General features: G+C 67.6%; 19 protein-coding genes. 11 read left to right on the top strand and 8 right to left on the bottom strand.

What is annotated here, in order from left to right; all coding sequences use genetic code 11:
- Positions 1-60: 60 nt before the first annotated feature.
- Positions 61-1,239, bottom strand: a complete 1,179-nt coding sequence (locus WS49_RS20585; RefSeq protein ID WP_059532713.1) for a UbiH/UbiF family hydroxylase — start codon at positions 1,237-1,239, stop codon at positions 61-63.
- A 247-nt stretch (positions 1,240-1,486) separates the two neighbouring features.
- Here WS49_RS20585 and ychF point away from each other — a divergent pair, with 247 nt between their 5' ends.
- Complete coding sequence (gene ychF, locus WS49_RS20590; protein WP_059532716.1) at positions 1,487-2,581, top strand: redox-regulated ATPase YchF; 1,095 nt, start codon at positions 1,487-1,489, stop codon at positions 2,579-2,581.
- Between the two features lie 166 nt (positions 2,582-2,747).
- On the opposite strand, the gene gabP is transcribed toward ychF, so the two are convergent.
- The 3 genes from gabP to WS49_RS20605 form a co-directional block, all read right to left on the bottom strand.
- The gene (gabP, locus tag WS49_RS20595; protein WP_059532719.1) at positions 2,748-4,139 is read right to left on the bottom strand and encodes a GABA permease; all 1,392 of its coding nucleotides are present in this window, start codon (positions 4,137-4,139) and stop codon (positions 2,748-2,750) included.
- A 468-nt stretch (positions 4,140-4,607) separates the two neighbouring features.
- A complete protein-coding gene (locus WS49_RS20600) occupies positions 4,608-4,952 on the bottom strand; it encodes an MmcQ/YjbR family DNA-binding protein (RefSeq protein WP_059532839.1) in 345 nt (114 codons plus the stop codon).
- 104 nt (positions 4,953-5,056) lie between these two features.
- The gene (locus WS49_RS20605; RefSeq protein WP_059532722.1) at positions 5,057-6,319 is read right to left on the bottom strand and encodes an MFS transporter; all 1,263 of its coding nucleotides are present in this window, start codon (positions 6,317-6,319) and stop codon (positions 5,057-5,059) included.
- 193 nt (positions 6,320-6,512) lie between these two features.
- Here WS49_RS20605 and gcvA point away from each other — a divergent pair, with 193 nt between their 5' ends.
- From gcvA to ettA, 3 genes are all read left to right on the top strand, one after another.
- Entirely contained in the window at positions 6,513-7,430 is a 918-nt protein-coding gene (gene gcvA, locus WS49_RS20610) for a transcriptional regulator GcvA (RefSeq protein ID WP_059532725.1), read from the top strand.
- Between the two features lie 89 nt (positions 7,431-7,519).
- Positions 7,520-7,828, top strand: coding sequence for a DUF3761 domain-containing protein (locus WS49_RS20615; protein WP_059532727.1), 309 nt, complete (start codon positions 7,520-7,522; stop codon positions 7,826-7,828).
- A gap of 189 nt (positions 7,829-8,017) precedes the next feature.
- Entirely contained in the window at positions 8,018-9,685 is a 1,668-nt protein-coding gene (gene ettA, locus WS49_RS20620) for an energy-dependent translational throttle protein EttA (RefSeq protein WP_059532730.1), read from the top strand.
- A gap of 137 nt (positions 9,686-9,822) precedes the next feature.
- On the opposite strand, the gene WS49_RS20625 is transcribed toward ettA, so the two are convergent.
- The 4 genes from WS49_RS20625 to WS49_RS20640 form a co-directional block, all read right to left on the bottom strand.
- Entirely contained in the window at positions 9,823-10,446 is a 624-nt protein-coding gene (locus tag WS49_RS20625; protein WP_059532732.1) for an HAD family hydrolase, read from the bottom strand.
- Positions 10,443-10,994: a cysteine hydrolase family protein gene (locus WS49_RS20630; RefSeq protein WP_059532735.1), complete on the bottom strand. Its 552-nt coding sequence runs from the start codon at positions 10,992-10,994 to the stop codon at positions 10,443-10,445. Before WS49_RS20630 ends, WS49_RS20625 begins: the two co-directional genes overlap by 4 nt.
- Before the next feature lie 62 nt (positions 10,995-11,056).
- On the bottom strand, positions 11,057-12,871 hold the full coding sequence (locus WS49_RS20635) for an aminopeptidase P family protein (protein ID WP_059532737.1): 1,815 nt from the start codon (positions 12,869-12,871) through the stop codon (positions 11,057-11,059).
- Positions 12,872-12,889: 18 nt separating this feature from the next.
- Positions 12,890-13,144 (bottom strand): hypothetical protein, encoded by a 255-nt coding sequence (locus WS49_RS20640; RefSeq protein WP_059532740.1) that lies wholly within the window; start codon positions 13,142-13,144, stop codon positions 12,890-12,892.
- Between the two features lie 170 nt (positions 13,145-13,314).
- Here WS49_RS20640 and WS49_RS20645 point away from each other — a divergent pair, with 170 nt between their 5' ends.
- The 7 genes from WS49_RS20645 (at position 13,315) to WS49_RS20675 (ending at position 19,416) form a co-directional block, all read left to right on the top strand.
- Positions 13,315-14,076: a response regulator transcription factor gene (locus WS49_RS20645; protein WP_059465274.1), complete on the top strand. Its 762-nt coding sequence runs from the start codon at positions 13,315-13,317 to the stop codon at positions 14,074-14,076.
- 26 nt (positions 14,077-14,102) lie between these two features.
- Positions 14,103-15,401 (top strand): glutamyl-tRNA reductase, encoded by a 1,299-nt coding sequence (hemA, locus tag WS49_RS20650; RefSeq protein ID WP_059465273.1) that lies wholly within the window; start codon positions 14,103-14,105, stop codon positions 15,399-15,401.
- Between the two features lie 81 nt (positions 15,402-15,482).
- Positions 15,483-16,565 carry a peptide chain release factor 1 gene (gene prfA / locus WS49_RS20655; RefSeq protein ID WP_059532743.1) on the top strand — a complete coding sequence of 361 codons (1,083 nt, stop codon included), beginning with the start codon at positions 15,483-15,485 and terminating at the stop codon, positions 16,563-16,565.
- Between the two features lie 7 nt (positions 16,566-16,572).
- Positions 16,573-17,415 (top strand): peptide chain release factor N(5)-glutamine methyltransferase, encoded by an 843-nt coding sequence (prmC, locus tag WS49_RS20660; protein ID WP_059532746.1) that lies wholly within the window; start codon positions 16,573-16,575, stop codon positions 17,413-17,415.
- Positions 17,416-17,482: 67 nt separating this feature from the next.
- Positions 17,483-17,794: a Grx4 family monothiol glutaredoxin gene (grxD, locus tag WS49_RS20665; RefSeq protein ID WP_011883132.1), complete on the top strand. Its 312-nt coding sequence runs from the start codon at positions 17,483-17,485 to the stop codon at positions 17,792-17,794.
- A 13-nt stretch (positions 17,795-17,807) separates the two neighbouring features.
- Positions 17,808-18,404, top strand: a complete 597-nt coding sequence (locus tag WS49_RS20670; RefSeq protein WP_059532749.1) for a UbiX family flavin prenyltransferase — start codon at positions 17,808-17,810, stop codon at positions 18,402-18,404.
- Positions 18,405-18,624: 220 nt separating this feature from the next.
- Positions 18,625-19,416: a DODA-type extradiol aromatic ring-opening family dioxygenase gene (locus WS49_RS20675; RefSeq protein ID WP_059532752.1), complete on the top strand. Its 792-nt coding sequence runs from the start codon at positions 18,625-18,627 to the stop codon at positions 19,414-19,416.
- Positions 19,417-19,450 lie beyond the last annotated feature (34 nt).

The raw sequence follows: 19,450 nt of genomic DNA on the forward strand, positions 1-19,450 counted from the left end.
ACGTCACAGTGTACGCCGTAACGGAACCCTGTCCGACAGGCCGAAGGCGCGAAGGTTCGATCAGCCGAGCGCGGCCGACACGAGCCAGCGCTTCACGAGCGGTTGCGCACCGACGAACGCCATGCCCGCGTTGCGCACCGCCTTCGCAAGGGCGCCAGGCACCGCGAACAGCCGCTGCAGCCCGTCGGTCGCGACCATCAGCGCGCGGATGTCCTCGCGGCGCGAACGCTCGTAGCGGCGCAGCAGCACCGTGTCGCCCAGGTTGCGGAAGCTCTCCTTGTTCGCGATCGCATCGGCGAGCGCCGCGACGTCGCGCAGCCCGAGGTTCATCCCCTGCCCCGCGAGCGGGTGGATCAGGTGCGCGGCATCGCCGACGAGCGCGACACGCGGGGCGATCAGCTTGTCGACGGTCTGCAGCGCGAGCGGGAAGCCGGCCGCCGGCGTCACGCATTCGAGCGCGCCGAGCTGGCCGTGCGACACGCGCTCGACTTCGGCCGCGAGCTGCGCGGGATCGAGCGTGAGCAGTTCGTCCGCGTGCGCGGTGTGCGCGGACCACACGAGCGATACGTGACCGTCCGGCAGCGGCAGCAACGCGATGATCTCGCCTTCGTGAAACCACTGGCAGGCCGTCTCGCGGTGCGGCAGCGACGCCTTGAAGTTCGCGACGACGCCCGTCTGCCGGTAATCGCGCCGCTCGACCTTGGCCCCCATTTGGGAGCGCACCCACGAATGCGCGCCGTCCGCGCCGACCACGAGGTCCGCTTCGAGCACCTGGCCCGACGACAGCGTGAGCACCGCCGCGTCGTCGCGCACGTCGAAGCCCTGCGCGCGCGCATCGAACCACGTGAGGTTCGGCTGGAACCGCAGCGCGGCGTCGAGCGACGTCTCGATCAGCGACGATTCGGCGATCCAGGCCAGTTGCGGCACGGAAGCCTGGTACGCGGAGAAATGCAGTTCCGCGTGCGCATCGCCGTATACGCGCATGTCGTAGACCGGCGCGAGCCGGCCATGGTCGAGCGCCTGCCAGACCCGCAGCCGCTCCAGCAATGCCTGCGAGCTGGACGACAGCGCGTAGATGCGCGTGTCGAACGCGAGATCGGCGGGGCGCGGCGTGGCCGGCTGGGCGAGCAAGGCGGTCTTGTAGCCGGACTGGGTCAGCGCGAGCGCGGCTGTCTTGCCGACGAGCCCGCCGCCGACCACGGCGACGTCGAAGGTGTGGTGGGCAGTCATGGCGGGCATTATAGCTGCGGGGCCAATCCCTTACGCGGCCGGACTTTGCGGGAAATCAGCATAATCGCGGGCCGGCCCGGCAGCGCGGCGGCCCGTCGCATCGGGCATTCGGGGGAAGGCCGGAAACCGGGGCGTCGGCACGGTACAATAGCGCCTTTGAACGTCGGCCCGCCGCGCCCCACGCGCCGGCCGTCCCTATTTTCCCGCGCCGCCGTGCCCTGTCCGGCCGCGCCGCCTTACCCGTCCGAAGGATTCCATGAGTCTCAAATGCGGCATCGTCGGCTTGCCCAACGTCGGCAAGTCCACCCTGTTCAATGCGCTGACCAAGGCCGGCATCGCCGCCGAGAACTACCCGTTCTGCACGATCGAACCGAACGTCGGCATCGTCGAGGTGCCGGACACGCGCCTGAAGGCGCTCGCCGAGATCATCAACCCCGAGCGCATCGTGCCGGCCGTCGTCGAATTCGTCGACATCGCGGGCCTCGTCGCGGGCGCGAGCAAGGGTGAAGGCCTCGGCAACCAGTTCCTCGCGAACATCCGCGAGACCGACGCGATCACGCACGTCGTGCGTTGCTTCGAGGACGACAACGTCATCCACGTCGCCGGCAAGGTCAGCCCGATCGACGACATCGAAGTGATCAACACCGAACTCGCGCTCGCCGACCTCGGCACCGTCGAGAAGGCGCTCACGCGCTACTCGAAGGCCGCGAAGTCGGGCAACGACAAGGAAGCGGTGAAGCTCGCCGCGGTGCTGGAAAAGGTTCGCGCGCATCTCGACCAGGGCAAGGCCGTGCGCGGCCTCGACCTGTCGGACGACGAGCAGGCGCTGCTCAAGCCGTTCTGCCTGATCACCGCGAAGCCGGCCATGTACGTTGCGAACGTGAAGGACGACGGCTTCGAGAACAACCCGCACCTCGAAGCGGTGCGCAAGTACGCGGAAAGCGAGAATTCGCCGGTGGTCGCGGTGTGCGCGGCGATCGAAGCGGAAATCGCCGATCTCGACGATGCGGACAAGGAAGCGTTCCTCGCCGATATGGGCATGGAAGAGCCGGGCCTCGACCGCGTGATCCGCGCGGGCTTCAAGCTGCTCGGCCTGCAGACCTACTTCACCGCGGGCGTGAAGGAAGTGCGCGCGTGGACGATCCACATCGGCGATACCGCGCCGCAAGCGGCCGGCGTGATCCACACCGATTTCGAGCGCGGCTTCATTCGCGCGCAGACGATCGCATTCGACGATTTCGTCGCGTACAAGGGCGAACAGGGTGCGAAGGAAGCCGGCAAGATGCGCGCGGAAGGGAAGGAATACGTCGTGCACGACGGCGATGTGATGAACTTCCTGTTCAACGTCTGATACGTGCAATGCCGATGCCGTGCGATACGCGCGGCATCGCGCGACGCGCATCCGGCACGAAAAGCAAATGGGCCGATCGGCAAATGCCAATCGGCCCATTTTTCATTCACGGACTTGCCCGTCGGCCAAAGACAAGCACCCGGCCCGCCTTCGGATCGTCACGTCATCACGTCGCCGACACCCGCCGCCCCGCTCCTGCGCGCGCATCGCGACCGCGCTTGTTCAACCACGAAGCAAACAGCACGAGCAGCGCGAGCACGGCCGTCGCACCGACTTCCATCCGGTGTTCCTCGCTGACGAACATCACGGTCAACGTGCCGCAGATGAACAGGATCACCGCCCACGTGAGCCACGGGAACAGCCACATCCGCAGCGTCAGGTCGGCGCCGCCCGATTCGAGCGTCTTGCGCATCCGCAGCTGCGAGATCGCGATCACGAGATACACGAGCAGCGCAATCGCGCCCGACGTCGCCAGCAGGAAGCCGAATACCTGCTCCGGCATCAGGTAGTTCGCGATCACGGTCAGGAAACCGAATGCGGTCGATGCGAGCACGGCCGCACGCGGCGTGCCGGTCGAATCGGTGCTGTGCAGGAACGCGGGCGCGTCCTTGCGCTTGGACAGCGAGAACAGCATCCGCGACGCGGTGTACAGCGCGGAATTCAGGCAGCTCGCGACCGACACGAGCACGATCACGTCGATGATCGCCTTCGCGTTCGGAACGCCGATCAGCTCCATCGCGCGCTGATACGAGCCGTGCTTCGGCAGCAGCGGATCGTTCCACGGCACGATGGCCGCGACGACGAGGATCGAGCCGAGATAAAACAGCGTGATACGCCAGATGACGGAGTTCGTCGCACGCACGATCTGGCGTTGCGGGTTGTCCGACTCGGCGGCCGCGATCGTCACGATCTCGGTGCCGAGGAACGAGAACATCGTCGTCAGCATCGCCGCGAGCACCGCGCCAGCGCCGTTGGGCATGAAGCCCTGGTGCGCGAAGAGGTTCGACACGCCCGATACGGCCGGCGCGGGCACAATACCGACGATCGCCGCGCCGCCGATGCACAGGAACACGATGATCGCGACGACCTTGATCAGCGCGAACCAGAATTCGAATTCGCCGTAGTTCTTGACCGAGAAGAGGTTGGTGATCGTCAGCAGCAACGTGATGCCGAGCGCGAAGATCCAGGTCGCGACGCCGGGGAACCACGCATTGAGAATGGTCGCGGCGGCCGTCGCCTCGATCGGGATCACGAGCACCCAGAACCACCAGTACAGCCAGCCGATGGTGAAGCCGGCCCAGTGACCGATCGCGCGATCGGCATAGGTCGAGAACGAACCGCTGTCCGGATGCGCGACGGCCATCTCGCCGAGCATGCGCATCACCAGCACGACCAGGACGCCCGCGATCGCATACGCGAGGATCGAAGCCGGGCCGGCTTCCGCGATCGCGTGGCCGGAGCCGACGAACAAGCCGGCGCCGATGACGCCAGCAATCGACATCATCGTCACGTGACGCTGCTTCAGACCCGTGCCGAGGCCTGTGTTGCTTCCACTCATGTGTCTCTCTCCAAAAAACGGTTCCGATATGACCGGGTGTCGCGTGAAGGCGGCGCGGGATTTGTCGTTGTTGAATCCGGCAGCCCGCCGCGCATGCGCGGCACGCGGGCAGGGAGCCGGATCGAGCCTGTTCCGGTCGGTGCGCGACGCAGTCTGCGAAGCTGCGGGTGCGATGCGGCACACGGGGCGCCGGCGCATCGCGTGCGCCCTTTCTGTCGGCTGTCGGTCAGCCGCCTTCGAAGCGAAGGAGTGTAAGCATCAAACGGTTCTTGACTAAGAACCAATTGAAGAATTTCGATGGAACCACTTGTTGCATCGACGCGAACCGATGCAACGCTTGGTCCGGTTCGGCGTCCGCTTGTGCGGCGCCGGATGGGGAAATGTGCGGTGAGACACGCCCGCGCGACATCGCAACGAACGCATTCCGTCAACGAGGATTGCGTGCCGCGCAGGCGCTGCGCCGAATGCTCAGGTCGCGCCGCCCGGCACAGCGTCCCGCCATTTGGCGGGCACGATCGCGTGCCATTCTCGCAGGAGCAGGTTTTTTACGGCGTCGGGATGCGCGGCCGACAGGCGCACCAGCACGATCGGCCAGCCCGCATAGTGGTCGGTTACGTAATACACGTCGGGCTCCGAGTCGATCAGCCATGCGCGCTCGTCGGGGCCGACGCCCTTCACGACGAGCGTGTCGCCGTCCTCGCGCAGGCGCGCGAGCATCTTGCCCTTCACCCTGCGTGCGGGCGTGCCGTATGACGTGCCCTCCTCGACACCCCGCCATGCCAGCGCGATCCGCCGAACTTCATCGAATGTCACGATGCGCCTCCGCCCGTTGGTGATCGACGTCCCGGACAACGTAGCGGAAATCGTGGTGGACGCCTAGCCAAGCGGCGTCCCGCCGCGCGCCCGGCGACGCGCGTCTAGCGGCCGGCCGCGTGCGCCGCCACCGGCGCGCGACCGGTGGCCGCAACGATCGCGAACGCGATCGCATTCGCGGCCGCGCTGGCGAGGATCGGCACGAGATAGCCGCCGCCCGCATCGTAGATGAAACCGGCGGCAGCAGGCCCGATCAGCGTGCCGAACGCGACGCTCGTGTACAGCATGCCGATGATCGCGCTCACGTTGCGGCCGCCGAAGTAATCCATCACGACGGCCGGCAGCACGGCGACCCAGCCGCCGTAGAACACGCCGAACACGAGTGCGAACGCGGCCAGCGTCGCGACGCTCCCGGCGCCGGCCCACGCGACGAGCGCGGCCGCCATGCCTGCGAACATCGCGAGCAGCGACGCGCGGCGGCCGAAGCGGTCGGCGACGCCGCCGAGGAAGAAGCGCCCTGCCGTGCTGCCGACACCGATCGCGCCGAGCAGCAGCACGGCCGTCGACGGCGCGACGCCATGATCGAGCGCGTACGGCACGAGATGCACGAACGGCACGAACACGCCGAACGAGCAGACGAGGCATGCCGCATACAGGCTCGCGAACGGCCGCGACGTGACGGCTTCGCGCACGGTCGCGCCGGCGGGCGCGGATGAAGCGGCACCGGGCAGCCCGTCGCCCGATTGCACACGGGCCGCATCGCCGTCGGGCAGCAATCCGCGCCCGCGCGGATCGTTCTCGATCAGCAGCGACATGCCCGCGCCCACCACCACCGCAATCGCCGCGAGGGTGACGTACGCGCCGCGCCAGCCGACGTGCGCGATCAGCGCGGATGCGAGCGGCGGCATCACGAGCGTGCCGACGCCGATCCCCGCGACCGCGAGCCCCGACGCGAAGCCGCGCCGCCGCACGAACCAGCGTTGCACGGCGCCGACGGCCGGCACGTACGCGCAGCCGACGCCGAGGCCGACACCGAGCCCGTACGCGACATAGACCTGCAGCAGCGTATGCGCGCCACCGGCCGCCGCGAGACCGGCGGCCGTCAGCAACATGCCGGCGACGGCGAGCCGCCGGGAGCCGAAGCGATCGGCAAGCGGGCCGCTGACGATGCCGAAGCCGAAATACAGGAAGCCGGCCAGCGAGAACACGAGCGAGATCTGCCCGCGCGATGCCGCGAAATCATGCTGCAGCGATTCGACGAACGCGCTGAACGTGTATGCACTGCCGAAGCCGACGAACGTGACGGCGAACGCCGCCGCCACCACATACCAGCCGTAGAAGACGCGCGATGCGCGCAGGCCGTTCATGACGATCCTCCTCTCAGGTTCCGCCGGACGCCGCACGGCGCCCGGATTGCCTCATGGATATAGTTGAACTATGTTGATCGCATCGACAGCGCAAAACCCGCTCACGACGATACGATCCAATGCAACAACGGTACTCGTGCATGCTCGACGCCTCAAACGATATTTCGTCGGTCTTTCGATTTAGAAAAACTCAATGATCCGTTCCCGCCTGCCACCGCTCAACGCGTTGCGTGCGTTCGAGGCGGCCGCCCGCCACCTGTCGGTGAAATCGGCGGCCGAGGAGTTGTCGGTCACGCCGGGTGCGGTGAGCCAGATGATCCGCACGCTCGAGGCGCACCTCGGCGTACAGCTGTTCGAGCGCGTGAATCGCGGCATCCTGCTGACCGCGGCGGGTCGCGACTACTTGCCGCCCGTACGCAACGCGTTCCGGCAGATCGCCGACGCGTCGCAGCGCGTGTCGGGTGCCGCCGACAGCAGCGTGCTGACGGTGAGCGTCACACCCTTTTTTGCGTCCGCGTGGCTGGTGCCGCGCCTCGCGCAGTTCCGCGACGCGTGCCCGGGCGTCGACCTGCAGATCGTCACGAGCCACGCGCTCGCCGATTTCTCGCGCGACGGCGTCGACGTCGCGATCCGTCACGGTCTCGGCCGCTACATCGGCCTCTGCAGCGAACGGCTGCTGACCGTGGAGATCGTCGCGCTCGCGGCACCGGCACTCGTCGCGCGGCTGGGCATGCCGGCGACACCCGCCGACCTGGCCGGATGGCCGCATCTGCATGACGCCGAGCGCAAGGGCTGGCACATCTGGTTCGACGCGCAGCGAATCGCCGACTTCGGCCCGCCGCGCGGCCCCGCATTCGACGATTCCGGCCTGTTGCTGCAGGCGATCCTCGCCGGCCAGGGCGCCGGCCTGCTGCCGGCGGCGATGGTGCGCAACGAGCTCGCGAGCGGCCGGCTCGTGCAGCTTGCCGACGTCGCGTGGCTCGACGATTTCGCGTACTACCTCGTCTATCCGCCGCATCATGCGGAACGCGCAAAAGTCGCCGCGTTCCGCCGATGGATTCTCGAGGCCGCACTGGCCGACGGAGCGGCGTCGATGACCGGCGCGGCGTAGCGTCGCTGCCCCGCAGGGCGGCGACGACGATCGTCGGCCGATCGGCTAACATGCGGCCCGCAACCGACAACGACATCCGGAGAGCGACCATGCCTGCCCTGCTTCGCCGCATGACGCGCATCGCGACCCTGTCGGCCGCGCTGTTCGTCGCGTGCGCCGCCCTGCCGCCCGCGGCGCATGCGTATCGCGCGTCGCCCGGCTACGCCAACGAGGCCGACCTCGACCGGCACGACACGTACCGCAATCGCGACGGCGACACCGTCCATGCGCCGGCCCACTCGAAATCGGGCCGCGTGCCCGAGGGCGCGAGCGCGCGCTGCCGCGACGGCACGTACAGCTTCAGCCGCCATCGGCGCGGCACCTGCTCGGGGCACGGCGGCGTCGCCGCGTGGCTGTGAACGCGGGTCGGCCGGATGGCCTGCACGGTGCCAGCGGCAGCCGGCGGCGAAGTACAATACGCGTTCGCGCCGCCAACCTGCGGCGACACCGCCGCGCCCCGCGCGGCACGCTCCGTACCGAATCACCCGACGCCACGCACGCCCGCGCGCTGCGCGGCAGTCTCAACCCTTTCTGACTTTCACACCCAAATGGCCCAATACGTTTTCACGATGAACCGGGTCGGCAAGATCGTGCCGCCCAAGCGCCAGATCCTGAAGGACATCTCGCTGTCGTTCTTTCCCGGCGCGAAGATCGGCGTGCTCGGCCTGAACGGCTCGGGCAAGTCGACGCTGATCCGCATCATGGCGGGCGTCGACAACGAAATCGAAGGCGAAGCGACGCCGATGCCGAACCTGAACATCGGCTACCTGCCGCAGGAACCGCAGCTCGACCCGACGAAAACCGTGCGCGAAGCCGTCGAGGAAGGCCTCGGCGACCTGTTCCAGGCGAACAAGAAGCTCGAGGAAATCTACGCCGCATACGCGGAACCGGACGCCGACTTCGACGCACTCGCGGCCGAGCAGGCGAAGTACGAAGCGATCCTCGCGTCGAGCGACGGCGGCAGCCCCGAGCAGCAGCTCGAAGTGGCCGCCGACGCGCTGCGCCTGCCGGCGTGGGACGCGAAGATCGAGCACCTGTCGGGCGGCGAAAAGCGCCGCGTCGCGCTGTGCAAGCTGCTGCTCGAGAAGCCCGACATGCTGCTGCTCGACGAACCGACCAACCACCTCGACGCCGAATCGGTCGACTGGCTCGAGCAGTTCCTGGTGCGTTTCCCGGGCACGGTCGTCGCCGTCACCCACGATCGCTACTTCCTCGACAACGCGGCCGAGTGGATTCTCGAACTCGATCGCGGCCACGGCATTCCGTGGAAGGGCAACTACAGCAGCTGGCTCGACCAGAAGGAAGAGCGCCTGAAGCAGGAAGAAGCGTCTGAATCGGCGCGCCAGAAGGCGATCAAGAAGGAGCTGGAGTGGGTGCGCCAGAACCCGAAGGGCCGCCAGGCGAAGTCGAAGGCGCGTATCGCGCGCTTTGAGGAGCTGAACAGCCAGGAATACCAGAAGCGCAACGAAACGCAGGAAATCTTCATTCCGGTCGGCGACCGCCTCGGCAATGAAGTGATCGAGTTCAAGAACGTCAGCAAGTCGTTCGGCGACCGCCTGCTGATCGACAACCTGAACTTCAAGATTCCGGCCGGCGCGATCGTCGGCATCATCGGCCCGAACGGCGCCGGCAAGTCGACGCTGTTCAAGATGCTGACCGGCAAGGAACAACCGGATTCGGGCGAAGTCGTGATGGGCCCGACCGTGAAGCTCGCGTACGTCGACCAGAGCCGCGACGCGCTCGACGGCTCGAAGACGGTGTTCGAGGAAATCTCGGGCGGCGCCGACGTGCTGACGGTCGGCAAGTACGAAACGCCGTCGCGGGCATACATCGGCCGCTTCAACTTCAAGGGCGGCGATCAACAGAAGATCGTCGGCAACCTGTCCGGCGGCGAACGCGGCCGCCTGCACCTCGCGAAGACGCTGATCTCCGGCGGCAACGTGCTGCTGCTCGACGAACCGTCGAACGACCTCGACGTCGAAACGCTGCGCGCGCTGGAAGACGCGCTGCTCGAATTCGCTGGCTCGGTGATGGTGATCTCGCACGATCGCTGGTTCCTCGACCGGATCGCGACGCACATCCTCGCGTTCGAAGGCGATTCGCAGGTCACGTTCTTCGACGGCAACTACCAGGAATACGAAGCCGACAAGCGTGCGCGCCTCGGCGAGGAAGCCGCGAAGCCGAAGCGTCTGCGCTACAAGCCGATCAGCCGCTGAACGGCGCGGCCCGTGCACCCGGCAGCGCGGCAACGCGGAGCCGGATGCGGAAAGCGGCCGCTGCCGGCTCGGCAAAACAAGAAAGCGGGCTCATGGCCCGCTTTTTTTGCATCCGTCTGACGCAGTCTGCCGGGAGACTACGCGAGCGCGCCCAGCTCGCGCAAACGCGCCTCGGTCGCGGCCGCGCTCGTGTGATGAATGCCGTGCCAGCCGAGCGCCGTCGCGGCCGCCGCGTTCTTCGCGTTGTCGTCGATGAACACGAGTTCGTGCGGCGCGATTCCCGGCAGGAACGGATCGATCCGCGCATGCATTTCGCGGTAGATCGCCGGATCGGGTTTCACGAGCTTCACGCGGCCGGACACGACGATGTCCTTGAAGCGCCGCAGCACCGGGAAGTTGTCCCACGCATACGGAAACGTCTGCGCGGACCAGTTGGTCAGCCCGAAGAGCGGCATGCCCTGCGCATCGAGCCGGTCGACCAGCGCGGCGCCTTCGTCGAGCACGCCGCCGATCATCTCGTGCCAGCGCGCGTAGAACGCGCGGATCAGCGCCTCGTGCGCCGGAAACTTCGCGACGAGTTCGCTCGTCCCTTCGTCGATGGTCTGCCCGCCGTCCTGGCGGATCACCCAGTCCATCGCGCACACGTGCGTGAGGAACCAGCGGCGCTCGGCTTCGTCCGGAATCAGTTGCCGGTACAGATACTCGGGGCTCCAGTCGATCAGCACGCCGCCGAAATCGAACACCACCGCCTTGATCGTCATGCGAACTCCGTGGCGAGCACGTCGGCAAGCGGACGCGGCGTCACCGAATTGCCCGACAGCGTATTGTTTTCCCACACGAAGTGGTGATGCGCGACGATCTGCGCGGCCGACAGGTGCGTGCGCTCGTTCGTCGTGTGCAGGTCGGACACGACGGTCGTCCGGTAACCGAGCAGTGCCGCGCGGCGCGCGGCCGAATCGACGCAGAACTCGGTCGCATAACCGCAGATCAGCACCGAGCGGATGCCGTGGCCGTCGAGCTGCGCGGCGAGCGGCGTGTCGTGGAACGAATCGCTCATCTGCTTGCGGATGCGCCAATCGGCACGCCCGACGATCAGTTCCTCATGCAGCGCCCAGCCTGGCGTGCCGGGCACGATATCGTCGTCCGCGTCGCCGTCGTGCTGCACGAAGCACACGGGCGCGTTCGCCGCGCGCGCCGCCGCCGTCAGCCGGTTGATGCCCGACACGACGTCGTCGAGCCGGTACGCGGGCCGCGCCCGCTGCACCAGTCCGCGCTGCATGTCGATCACGATCACTGCGGTGTCTGCCATCGGTTGCCCTCTCGATCATGGTCCGGCCGTCGCGCGGCCGTTGTCGCTCGTTGCGCGTCGCGTCAGATCGGCTGCGTGCGCGCGTCGAGCCACGCCTTCGCGTCGCCGCTCACGTGCCGGCCGACGCGCTCGCGCACGGTCGCGTGATACGTGTTCAGCCACGCGCGCTCTTCTTCATGGAGCATCTCGACCAGCACGCAGCGCGTGTCGATCGGACACAGCGTCAGCGTCTCGAACGCGAGGAAGTCGCCGAACTCGGTCTGCCCGCCCGCGCGGTTCACGACCAGGTTCTCGATCCGGATGCCCCATTTGCCGGGCCGGTACACGCCCGGCTCGATCGACGTGATCATCCCCTCTTCCATCGCGGTGTACGGCTCGGCCGGCGCGTAGTGCGAGATGACCTGCGGGCCCTCGTGCACGTTCAGGAAGTAGCCGACGCCGTGGCCGGTGCCGTGGCCGTAGTCGAGCCCAGCCGCCCACATCGGCGCGCGCGCGATCGCGTCGAGCATCGGCGAGCGAATGCCGCGCGGGAAACGTGCACGCGACAGCGCCATCATCGACTTCAGCACGATCGTGAAATCGCGGCGCTGCAGGTCGCTGACCGTGCCGACCGGCACGACGCGCGTGATGTCGGTCGTGCCGGTCGTGTACTGGCCGCCCGAATCGACGAGCAGCAGGCCGTCGCCGGCGATCGTCGCGTGCGACTCGGGGGTCGCGCGATAGTGCGGCATCGCGCCGTTCGCGTTGAAGCCGGCGATCGTCGCGAAGCTCGGCGACACGTAGCCGGGGCGCCGCGCGCGCGCGGCCGTGAGCTGCTCGTCGATCGTCAGCTCGGTGATCTTCTCGCGGTTCACCGCCTGCTCGAACCACGCGAAGAATTCGGCGAGCGCGGCGCCGTCGTGCTCCATCGTCACGCGCACGTGCTCGATCTCGGCGGACGTCTTGCGCGACTTCGCGAACGTCGACGGGTTCACGGCCTCGACCAGCTTCACGCCGGCCGGCACGGCCTCGAGCGTGCCGAACGTCACGCGGCGCGGGTCGATCAGCAGCGTCGCGCCGTCGGGCAGCGCCGCGAGCGCCGCGCGCGCGGCGTCATACGCGCGGACCTCGACGCCGTCCCGCGCGAGCGACGCGGCCAGCGCCGGCGACACCTTGCCGTCGGCGACGAACAGCGTCGCGCGGTCGGCGCCGATCATCGCGTGCGCGACGAACACGGGGTTGAAGTTGACGTCGGCGCCGCGCAGATTGAACAGCCACGCGAGATCGTCGAGCGTCGACACGAAATGCCATTGCGCGCCCTGCGCGTGCATCGCGCGCCGCACTTCGGCGAGCTTGCTTGCGCGCGTCGTGTCGGCCTGCGGCGCCACGTGCTCGAACACCGCGTCGCCCGGCAGCCCCGGGCGCTCAGGCCAGATCGCGTCGAGCAGGTCGAGATCGGTGCGCAGCGCGATGCCGCGCGCGCTCAGCGCGGCCGTCAGCGCGCGTGCCGCCGCGACGCCGAGCACGGCACCGTCGACGCCGACCGTCGCACCGGCCGGCACGTTCTGCGCGAGCCAGTCGACATGCGGCGCGCTTTGCTGCCCGCCCGTCATCTTCATCAGCTGGACGCCCGTGCCGGCGAGTTCCGCCTCGGCCTGCACCCAGTAACGGCTGTCGACCCACAAGCCCGCGAAATCCGCGGTCACGACCAGCGTGCCGACCGAGCCCGTGAAACCGGACAGCCAGCGGCGCGCCTGCCAGCGTTCGGGCAGGTACTCGGACAGGTGAGGATCGGCGGACGGCACGAGATAGGCGGCCAGGTCCTCGCGGACCATCGCGCCGCGCAGCAGCGCGAGGCGAGCCGGCACCGACGAGACTTCGGGGAGACGGGCATTCATGATTTCACCTGAGAGCTTTCAGCGACGGGCAGACACCGCGACCGTCACGGCTACGGCGAGGAACGCGACACCGGTGCAGATCGGCCATTCGAGCGTTTCGCCATCGTAAAACAGTCCAGAGAGATTGCCGGCCATGCGCGCGGCGGCGGCGCCTGCGATGCCGACGAGCACCGCGATCCACCATGCCGGCCGGCCCGTGCGCCGCATCGGATGCAGCCACCGGCCGAACAGCCCGACGGCCGCTCCCAGGACAAGGATTCCAAACCAGTTCATTCGACGCCTTCTATAAATTCAGATTCGTCCCATAGGCGTGAACGTTGCCAGCGACTAGCATCGATTCATCCATGAACCCGAGACCAGCCGGGCGCCGCGAACATTCGAGTGTAGGGGCCGACCCGACGTTATGGCAAGCGCGCACCGGCAGCCGTATTGAAGAAATCCTCATGCGAATCGCCCTGATCGATCCGGAGGCACGTCATGCTGCGCTCCTGAACCGCCTGCTCTTCGCCGGCGGTCACGTGTGCCACGCGTTTCCGTCCAGCGCCGCGTTCTTCGAGTGGCTCGCCACCGATACCTGCGACATGCTGATCACCGGCAACTGGGCCGGCGATCAGCCGGCCGAGGAAGTCATTCCGCGTGCGCAAGCGATCCTGCCCGGCCTGCCGGCCATCGCCGTGATGCAACTGCCGCGCGAAAGCGAAGTCGTGTCATGCCTGCACGCGGGCGCCGACGACTGCCTCGTGCGCCCGGTGAGCGGGCCCGAGCTGCTCGCACGGGTGAATGCGCTGAGCCGGCGCGCCGGCGTCCGGCGGCCGCCGAATCGGTCGCGCGAAATGTATGGCGAATACGCCTTCGATGCGACCCACGGCCTCGTGCGCTTCGGCGACGTGGTCGTCGCGCTCACGCCGAAGGAGTTCCGCTTCGCGCAACTGCTGTTCGCGAACCTCTCCCGGCCCGTGTCGCGCGCCCATATCCTCGAAACCGTGTGGGCCCGCCGCCGCGACATGAAGTCGCGCACGCTCGACACGCACGCGTCCCGGCTGCGCAGCAAGCTGCAGTTGCTTCCGGAGCATGGCTACCGCCTTCTGCCGCTCTACGGCTACGGCTATCAGCTCGACCGCGTGCCGATCGAGCCCCCAAATTCGAGGCCACGCCACGCTGATGCCCGGTATGCCGCGAGTGAGGAAATCACCGAAACGCTATAATATGCGGCTAAACGATAGCCCTCGATATGCAACTCCTCACGATCGGAATCAACCACCACACTGCGCCTGTCGCCCTGCGCGAACGCGTGGCGTTTCCGCTCGAGCAAATCAAGCCGGCTCTCGTCACGTTCAAGAACGTGTTCCTGGGCCCCCAGGCGCCCAACGCGCCCGAAGCGGCGATCCTCTCCACCTGCAACCGCACCGAACTCTATTGCGCCACCGATGATCGGGCCGCACGCGAGGGGGCGATTCGCTGGCTGTCGGAGTACCACCGGATTCCGGTCGACGAGCTCGCGCCGCACGTCTACGCGCTGCCGCAGTCGGAAGCGGTCCGGCACGCATTCCGCGTCGCGTCGGGCCTCGACTCGATGGTGCTCGGTGAAACGCAGATTCTGGGCCAGATGAAGGACGCGGTGCGCACCGCGACGGAAGCCGGCGCGCTCGGCACCTACCTGAACCAGCTGTTCCAGCGCACGTTCGCCGTCGCGAAGGAAGTGCGCGGCACGACCGAGATCGGCGCGCAGTCGGTGTCGATGGCCGCCGCCGCCGTCCGCCTCGCGCAGCGCATCTTCGAAAAGGTTTCGGATCAGCGCGTGCTGTTCATCGGCGCCGGCGAGATGATCGAGCTGTGCGCGACGCACTTCGCCGCGCAGAGCCCGCGCGAGCTCGTCGTCGCGAACCGCACGGCCGAACGCGGCCAGCGGCTCGCCGAACGCTTCAACGGCCGCGCGATGCCGCTGTCGGATCTGCCCGCCCGCATGCACGAATTCGACATCATCGTGTCGTGCACCGCGTCGACGCTGCCGATCATCGGCCTCGGCGCGGTCGAACGCGCGGTGAAGGCACGCCGCCATCGGCCGATCTTCATGGTCGACCTCGCGGTACCGCGCGACATCGAGCCGGAAGTCGGCAAGCTGAAGGACGTGTTCCTCTACACCGTCGACGATCTCGGCGCGATCGTGCGCGAAGGCAACGCATCGCGCCAGGCCGCGGTTGCGCAAGCTGAGACGATCATCGAGACGCGCGTGCAGAATTTCATGCAGTGGCTCGACACGCGTAGCGTCGTGCCGGTGATTCGTCACATGCATACGCAGGCCGACGCGCTGCGCCGCGCGGAAGTCGAGAAGGCGCAAAAGCTGCTCGCGCGCGGCGACGATCCGGCGGCAGTCCTCGAAGCGCTGTCGCAGGCGCTCACCAACAAGCTGATCCACGGCCCGACGAGCGCGCTCAACCGCGTGAACGGCGCCGACCGCGATTCGCTGATCGACCTGATGCGCGGCTTCTACCAGCACGCGCCGCGCTCGAACGACCAGTCCGGCCACTAGCGCCGGCCGGTTGCCCTGCCGCCGGCCGCGAGCCGGCCTATCCTTTTCGAATACCCTTGCCCGGGAGCGCCGCTCCACACCATGAAGACGAGCATGCAACGCAAGCTCGACCAGCTGTCTATCCGGCTGGCCGAACTGAACGACCTGCTGAGCCGCGAAAACGTCACGGCCGACCTCGACCAGTACCGCAAGCTGACGCGCGAACACGCGGAACTCGGCCCGGTCGTCGAGCAGTACGCGCTGTGGCGCCAGTCGCGCAGCGACGAGACGGCCGCGCAGGAACTGCTCGCCGATGCGTCGATGCGCGATTTCGCCGAAGAGGAAATTCGCAGCGCGCGCGAACGCATGGTTCGCCTCGAAGGCGAATTGCAGAAGATGCTGCTGCCCAAGGACCCGAACGACGACCGCAACATCTTCCTCGAAATCCGCGCCGGCACCGGCGGCGACGAATCGGCGCTGTTCGCGGGCGACCTGCTGCGCATGTACCTGCGCTTCGCGGAACGTCAGCGCTGGCAGGTCGAGATGATGTCGGAGAGCCCGTCGGACCTCGGCGGCTACAAGGAAGTGATCGTGCGGATCGCGGGCCAGGGCGCGTACTCGCGCCTGAAGTTCGAATCGGGCGGCCATCGTGTGCAACGCGTGCCGGCAACCGAGACGCAGGGGCGCATCCACACGTCCGCCTGCACGGTCGCGGTGATGCCGGAAGCCGACGAGATCGGCGAGGTCGAGATCAATCCGGCCGACCTGCGGATCGACACGTTCCGCGCGTCGGGCGCGGGCGGCCAGCACATCAACAAGACCGATTCGGCCGTGCGCGTCACGCACATCCCGACCGGGATCGTCGTCGAGTGCCAGGACGACCGTTCCCAGCACAAGAACAAGGATCGCGCGCTGAAAGTGCTCGCCGCACGCATCAAGGACAAGCAGTATCACGAGCAGCACGCGAAAGAAGCGGCGACGCGCAAGAGCCTGATCGGCTCCGGCGACCGCTCGGAACGGATCCGCACGTACAACTTCCCGCAGGGCCGGATGACCGATCACCGGATCAACCTGACGCTGTACCGGCTCGAGGCGCTGATGGACGGCGATCTCGACGAACTGATCGGCGCGCTCGTCACCGAACACCAGGCCGAACTGCTCGCGTCGCTCGGCGACACCGACTGAGGTCGCGATGCCCGACACCACCGCCGACGAACTGCTGCGCGCGTCGCCGCTCGACCCGGTCGATGCGCGCGTGCTGCTCGCATACGCGCTCGGCTGGACCCGCACGCAGTTGATCACGCGCGGCGACGCCCCGCTCGAGCCGGCCGCGATCGCACGCTACCAAGCGCTCGAAGCGCGCCGCGCGGCCGGCGAGCCGGTCGCGCAGCTCGTCGGGATGCGCGAATTCTTCGGCCGTCCGTTCGACGTGACGCCCGATGTGCTGATCCCGCGCCCGGAAACCGAACTGCTCGTCGAAGCCGCGCTCGACGCGATCGACGGACGGCCGCATCCGGCGGTGCTCGATCTGGGCACCGGCAGCGGCGCGATCGCCGTGTCGATCGCCGCCGAACGGCCCGATGCGCGCGTGTGGGCGCTCGACCGTTCGCCGGCCGCGCTCGAAGTCGCGCAACGCAACGCGAGCAAGCTGCTCGACGCGCGCCGCCCCGGCGGCCCGCTGCACTGGCTGCAGAGCAACTGGTACGCCGCGCTCGATCCGCTGCTCGCGTTCGACGCGATCGTCAGCAACCCGCCGTACATCGCGCAGCACGATCCGCACCTCGCGCAGGGCGACCTGCGGTTCGAGCCGCGCGGCGCGCTCACCGACGATGCCGACGGTCTCAGCGCGATCCGCACGATCGTCGCCGGCGCCGGCGCCTATCTGAAGCCCGGCGGCACGCTATGGATCGAGCACGGCTACGACCAGGCCGAAGCCGTGCGCGCATTGCTCCTGTCACGCGGCTTCATCGCGGTCGAATCGCTCGCCGATCTGGCCGCGATCGAACGCACGACGGGCGGCCGCCGGCCCGGCTGATGGCCGGCCCGCCCGGTTGAAATCCGCTATCATTTCGTTCTAACGCCCCGCAAACGCAAGGTCAGTCATGGACACCCAACAACGTATCAAGCAAATCGTCGACGAAAACCAAGTCGTGCTCTTCATGAAGGGCAACGCACAATTCCCGATGTGCGGCTTCTCGGGCCGCGCCGTGCAGGTGCTGAAGGCCTGCGGCGTCGACCAGTTCAAGACGGTCAACGTGCTGGAAGACGACGAAATCCGCCAGGGCATCAAGGAATTCTCGAACTGGCCGACCATTCCCCAGCTGTACGTGAAGGGCGAATTCATCGGCGGCTCGGACATCATGATGGAGATGTACCAGTCCGGCGAACTGCAGCAACTGTTCGCCGCCGCGTAACGCCCCCTTCCCGATGGCATCTCCCAGCGCGCCGCCACGCCGGCTGATCGTCGCGATCACCGGCGCCACCGGCGCGGTCTATGGCGTGCGGCTGCTCGAACTGCTGCGCGCCGCCGGCGGCGTCGAAACGCATCTGCTGGTTTCGAACGCCGGCTGGCTCAATATCCAGCATGAACTGAAGCTGTCGAAGGCCGAGGTCGAAAGCCGGGCGGATGTCGTGCATTCGGTGCGCGATGTCGGCGCGACGATCGCATCCGGTTCGTTCGCGACCGACGGGATGGTGATCGCGCCCTGCTCGATGAAGACGCTCGCGAGCGTCGCGCATGGCCTGTCGGACAACCTGATCACGCGCGCGGCCGACGTCACGCTGAAGGAACGCCGCCGCCTCGTGCTGATGGTGCGCGAAACGCCGTTCAACCTCGCGCATTTGCGCAACATGACCGCCGTGACCGAAATGGGCGGCATCGTGTTTCCCCCGCTGCCCGCGTTCTACGCGATGCCGAAGACGATCGAGGAACTCGTCGACCAGACCGTCACCCGCGTCCTGGATCTGTTCGCACTCAGTGCACCGATGACGACACCGTGGGCTGGCATCCGGCCAGCAGGGTAAGCCGCTCGACACGGCGCTTCGGCGCCGTTCTTCACGCATCTTCGCCGATTCAGCCGCCTTCCCGCTCGATCCGGCAATCTCAAGCCTCAACCTGCCATCGAAGGCCCGAAGTCGCCCAATTATAAACAAGCAAGATTCAATCAAATTCCATTTAGCCGATTTATCAATGATTGGTGTGCGCCTATAGTCACAGGCAAATCCCTTTTGCAGGCTCCCCACCATGAACCGCTTGCCCTCGCTTTATCTGTCCCACGGCGCCCCGACGCTGCCGATCGACCCGACACTCCCCTCCGGTGCGTTCACGCACCTCGGCGCCGAATTGCCGCGTCCGCGCGCGGTGCTGATGCTGTCCGCGCACTGGGGCACGCAACAGCCGGTCGCGAGCGTGGCCGCGCATCCTGAAACGATTCACGACTTCTACGGCTTCCCGCGCGCGCTGTACGAAATCCAGTACCCGGCGCCAGGCGCGCCCGAGGTCGCCGAACGGGCGGCCGCGCTGCTGAATGCAGCCGGCATCCCGACCGCGACGACCGAGCACGGCCTTGACCACGGCGCGTGGGTGCCGATGCTGCTGATGTTCCCGGAGGCCGACGTGCCCGTCGCGCAGTTGTCGATCCAGCCGCGCGCGGACGCCGCCCATCACTTCGCGCTCGGCCGCGCGCTGCGGCCGCTGCGCGACGAAGGCGTGATGGTGATCGGCTCGGGCCAGATCACGCACAACCTGCGCGCGGCCGATTTCGGCGCGGCGCCCGAGGATGCGGACCCGCGCGTCGCGGAATTCACCGACTGGTTCGAGGCGAAGCTCGCCGCGCGCGATGTCGACGCGCTGCTCGACTATCGCCGGCAGGCGCCGCATGCGGCGCTGATGCATCCGACCGACGAGCACCTGCTGCCGGTGTTCACCGCGCTCGGCGCGGCCGACGACGACTACCAGCTCGGCATCCAGTCGCTCGGCACGTATCAACGCGTGCTCGCGATGACGAACTACGTGTTCGGAAGCGCGGCCGCCTGAATCCGGCGACACGGCCGGCGGCAGCAAACAAAAA

The organism is Burkholderia sp. RF7-non_BP4 (assembly GCF_001521935.1).
Lineage (GTDB): Bacteria > Pseudomonadota > Gammaproteobacteria > Burkholderiales > Burkholderiaceae > Burkholderia > Burkholderia diffusa.

What these genes read in the sequence shown, in the direction of transcription:
- WS49_RS20585 (WP_059532713.1), bottom strand. Translation starts at nt 1,239, where the DNA reads ATGCCCGCCATGACTGCCCACCACACCTTCGACGTCGCCGTGGTCGGC.
- ychF (WP_059532716.1), top strand. Translation starts at nt 1,487, where the DNA reads ATGAGTCTCAAATGCGGCATCGTCGGCTTGCCCAACGTCGGCAAGTCC.
- gabP (WP_059532719.1), bottom strand. Translation starts at nt 4,139, where the DNA reads ATGAGTGGAAGCAACACAGGCCTCGGCACGGGTCTGAAGCAGCGTCAC.
- WS49_RS20605 (WP_059532722.1), bottom strand. Translation starts at nt 6,319, where the DNA reads ATGAACGGCCTGCGCGCATCGCGCGTCTTCTACGGCTGGTATGTGGTG.
- gcvA (WP_059532725.1), top strand. Translation starts at nt 6,513, where the DNA reads ATGATCCGTTCCCGCCTGCCACCGCTCAACGCGTTGCGTGCGTTCGAG.
- WS49_RS20615 (WP_059532727.1), top strand. Translation starts at nt 7,520, where the DNA reads ATGCCTGCCCTGCTTCGCCGCATGACGCGCATCGCGACCCTGTCGGCC.
- ettA (WP_059532730.1), top strand. Translation starts at nt 8,018, where the DNA reads ATGGCCCAATACGTTTTCACGATGAACCGGGTCGGCAAGATCGTGCCG.
- WS49_RS20625 (WP_059532732.1), bottom strand. Translation starts at nt 10,446, where the DNA reads ATGACGATCAAGGCGGTGGTGTTCGATTTCGGCGGCGTGCTGATCGAC.
- WS49_RS20630 (WP_059532735.1), bottom strand. Translation starts at nt 10,994, where the DNA reads ATGGCAGACACCGCAGTGATCGTGATCGACATGCAGCGCGGACTGGTG.
- WS49_RS20635 (WP_059532737.1), bottom strand. Translation starts at nt 12,871, where the DNA reads ATGAATGCCCGTCTCCCCGAAGTCTCGTCGGTGCCGGCTCGCCTCGCG.
- WS49_RS20640 (WP_059532740.1), bottom strand. Translation starts at nt 13,144, where the DNA reads ATGAACTGGTTTGGAATCCTTGTCCTGGGAGCGGCCGTCGGGCTGTTC.
- WS49_RS20645 (WP_059465274.1), top strand. Translation starts at nt 13,315, where the DNA reads ATGCGAATCGCCCTGATCGATCCGGAGGCACGTCATGCTGCGCTCCTG.
- hemA (WP_059465273.1), top strand. Translation starts at nt 14,103, where the DNA reads ATGCAACTCCTCACGATCGGAATCAACCACCACACTGCGCCTGTCGCC.
- prfA (WP_059532743.1), top strand. Translation starts at nt 15,483, where the DNA reads ATGAAGACGAGCATGCAACGCAAGCTCGACCAGCTGTCTATCCGGCTG.
- prmC (WP_059532746.1), top strand. Translation starts at nt 16,573, where the DNA reads ATGCCCGACACCACCGCCGACGAACTGCTGCGCGCGTCGCCGCTCGAC.
- grxD (WP_011883132.1), top strand. Translation starts at nt 17,483, where the DNA reads ATGGACACCCAACAACGTATCAAGCAAATCGTCGACGAAAACCAAGTC.
- WS49_RS20670 (WP_059532749.1), top strand. Translation starts at nt 17,808, where the DNA reads ATGGCATCTCCCAGCGCGCCGCCACGCCGGCTGATCGTCGCGATCACC.
- WS49_RS20675 (WP_059532752.1), top strand. Translation starts at nt 18,625, where the DNA reads ATGAACCGCTTGCCCTCGCTTTATCTGTCCCACGGCGCCCCGACGCTG.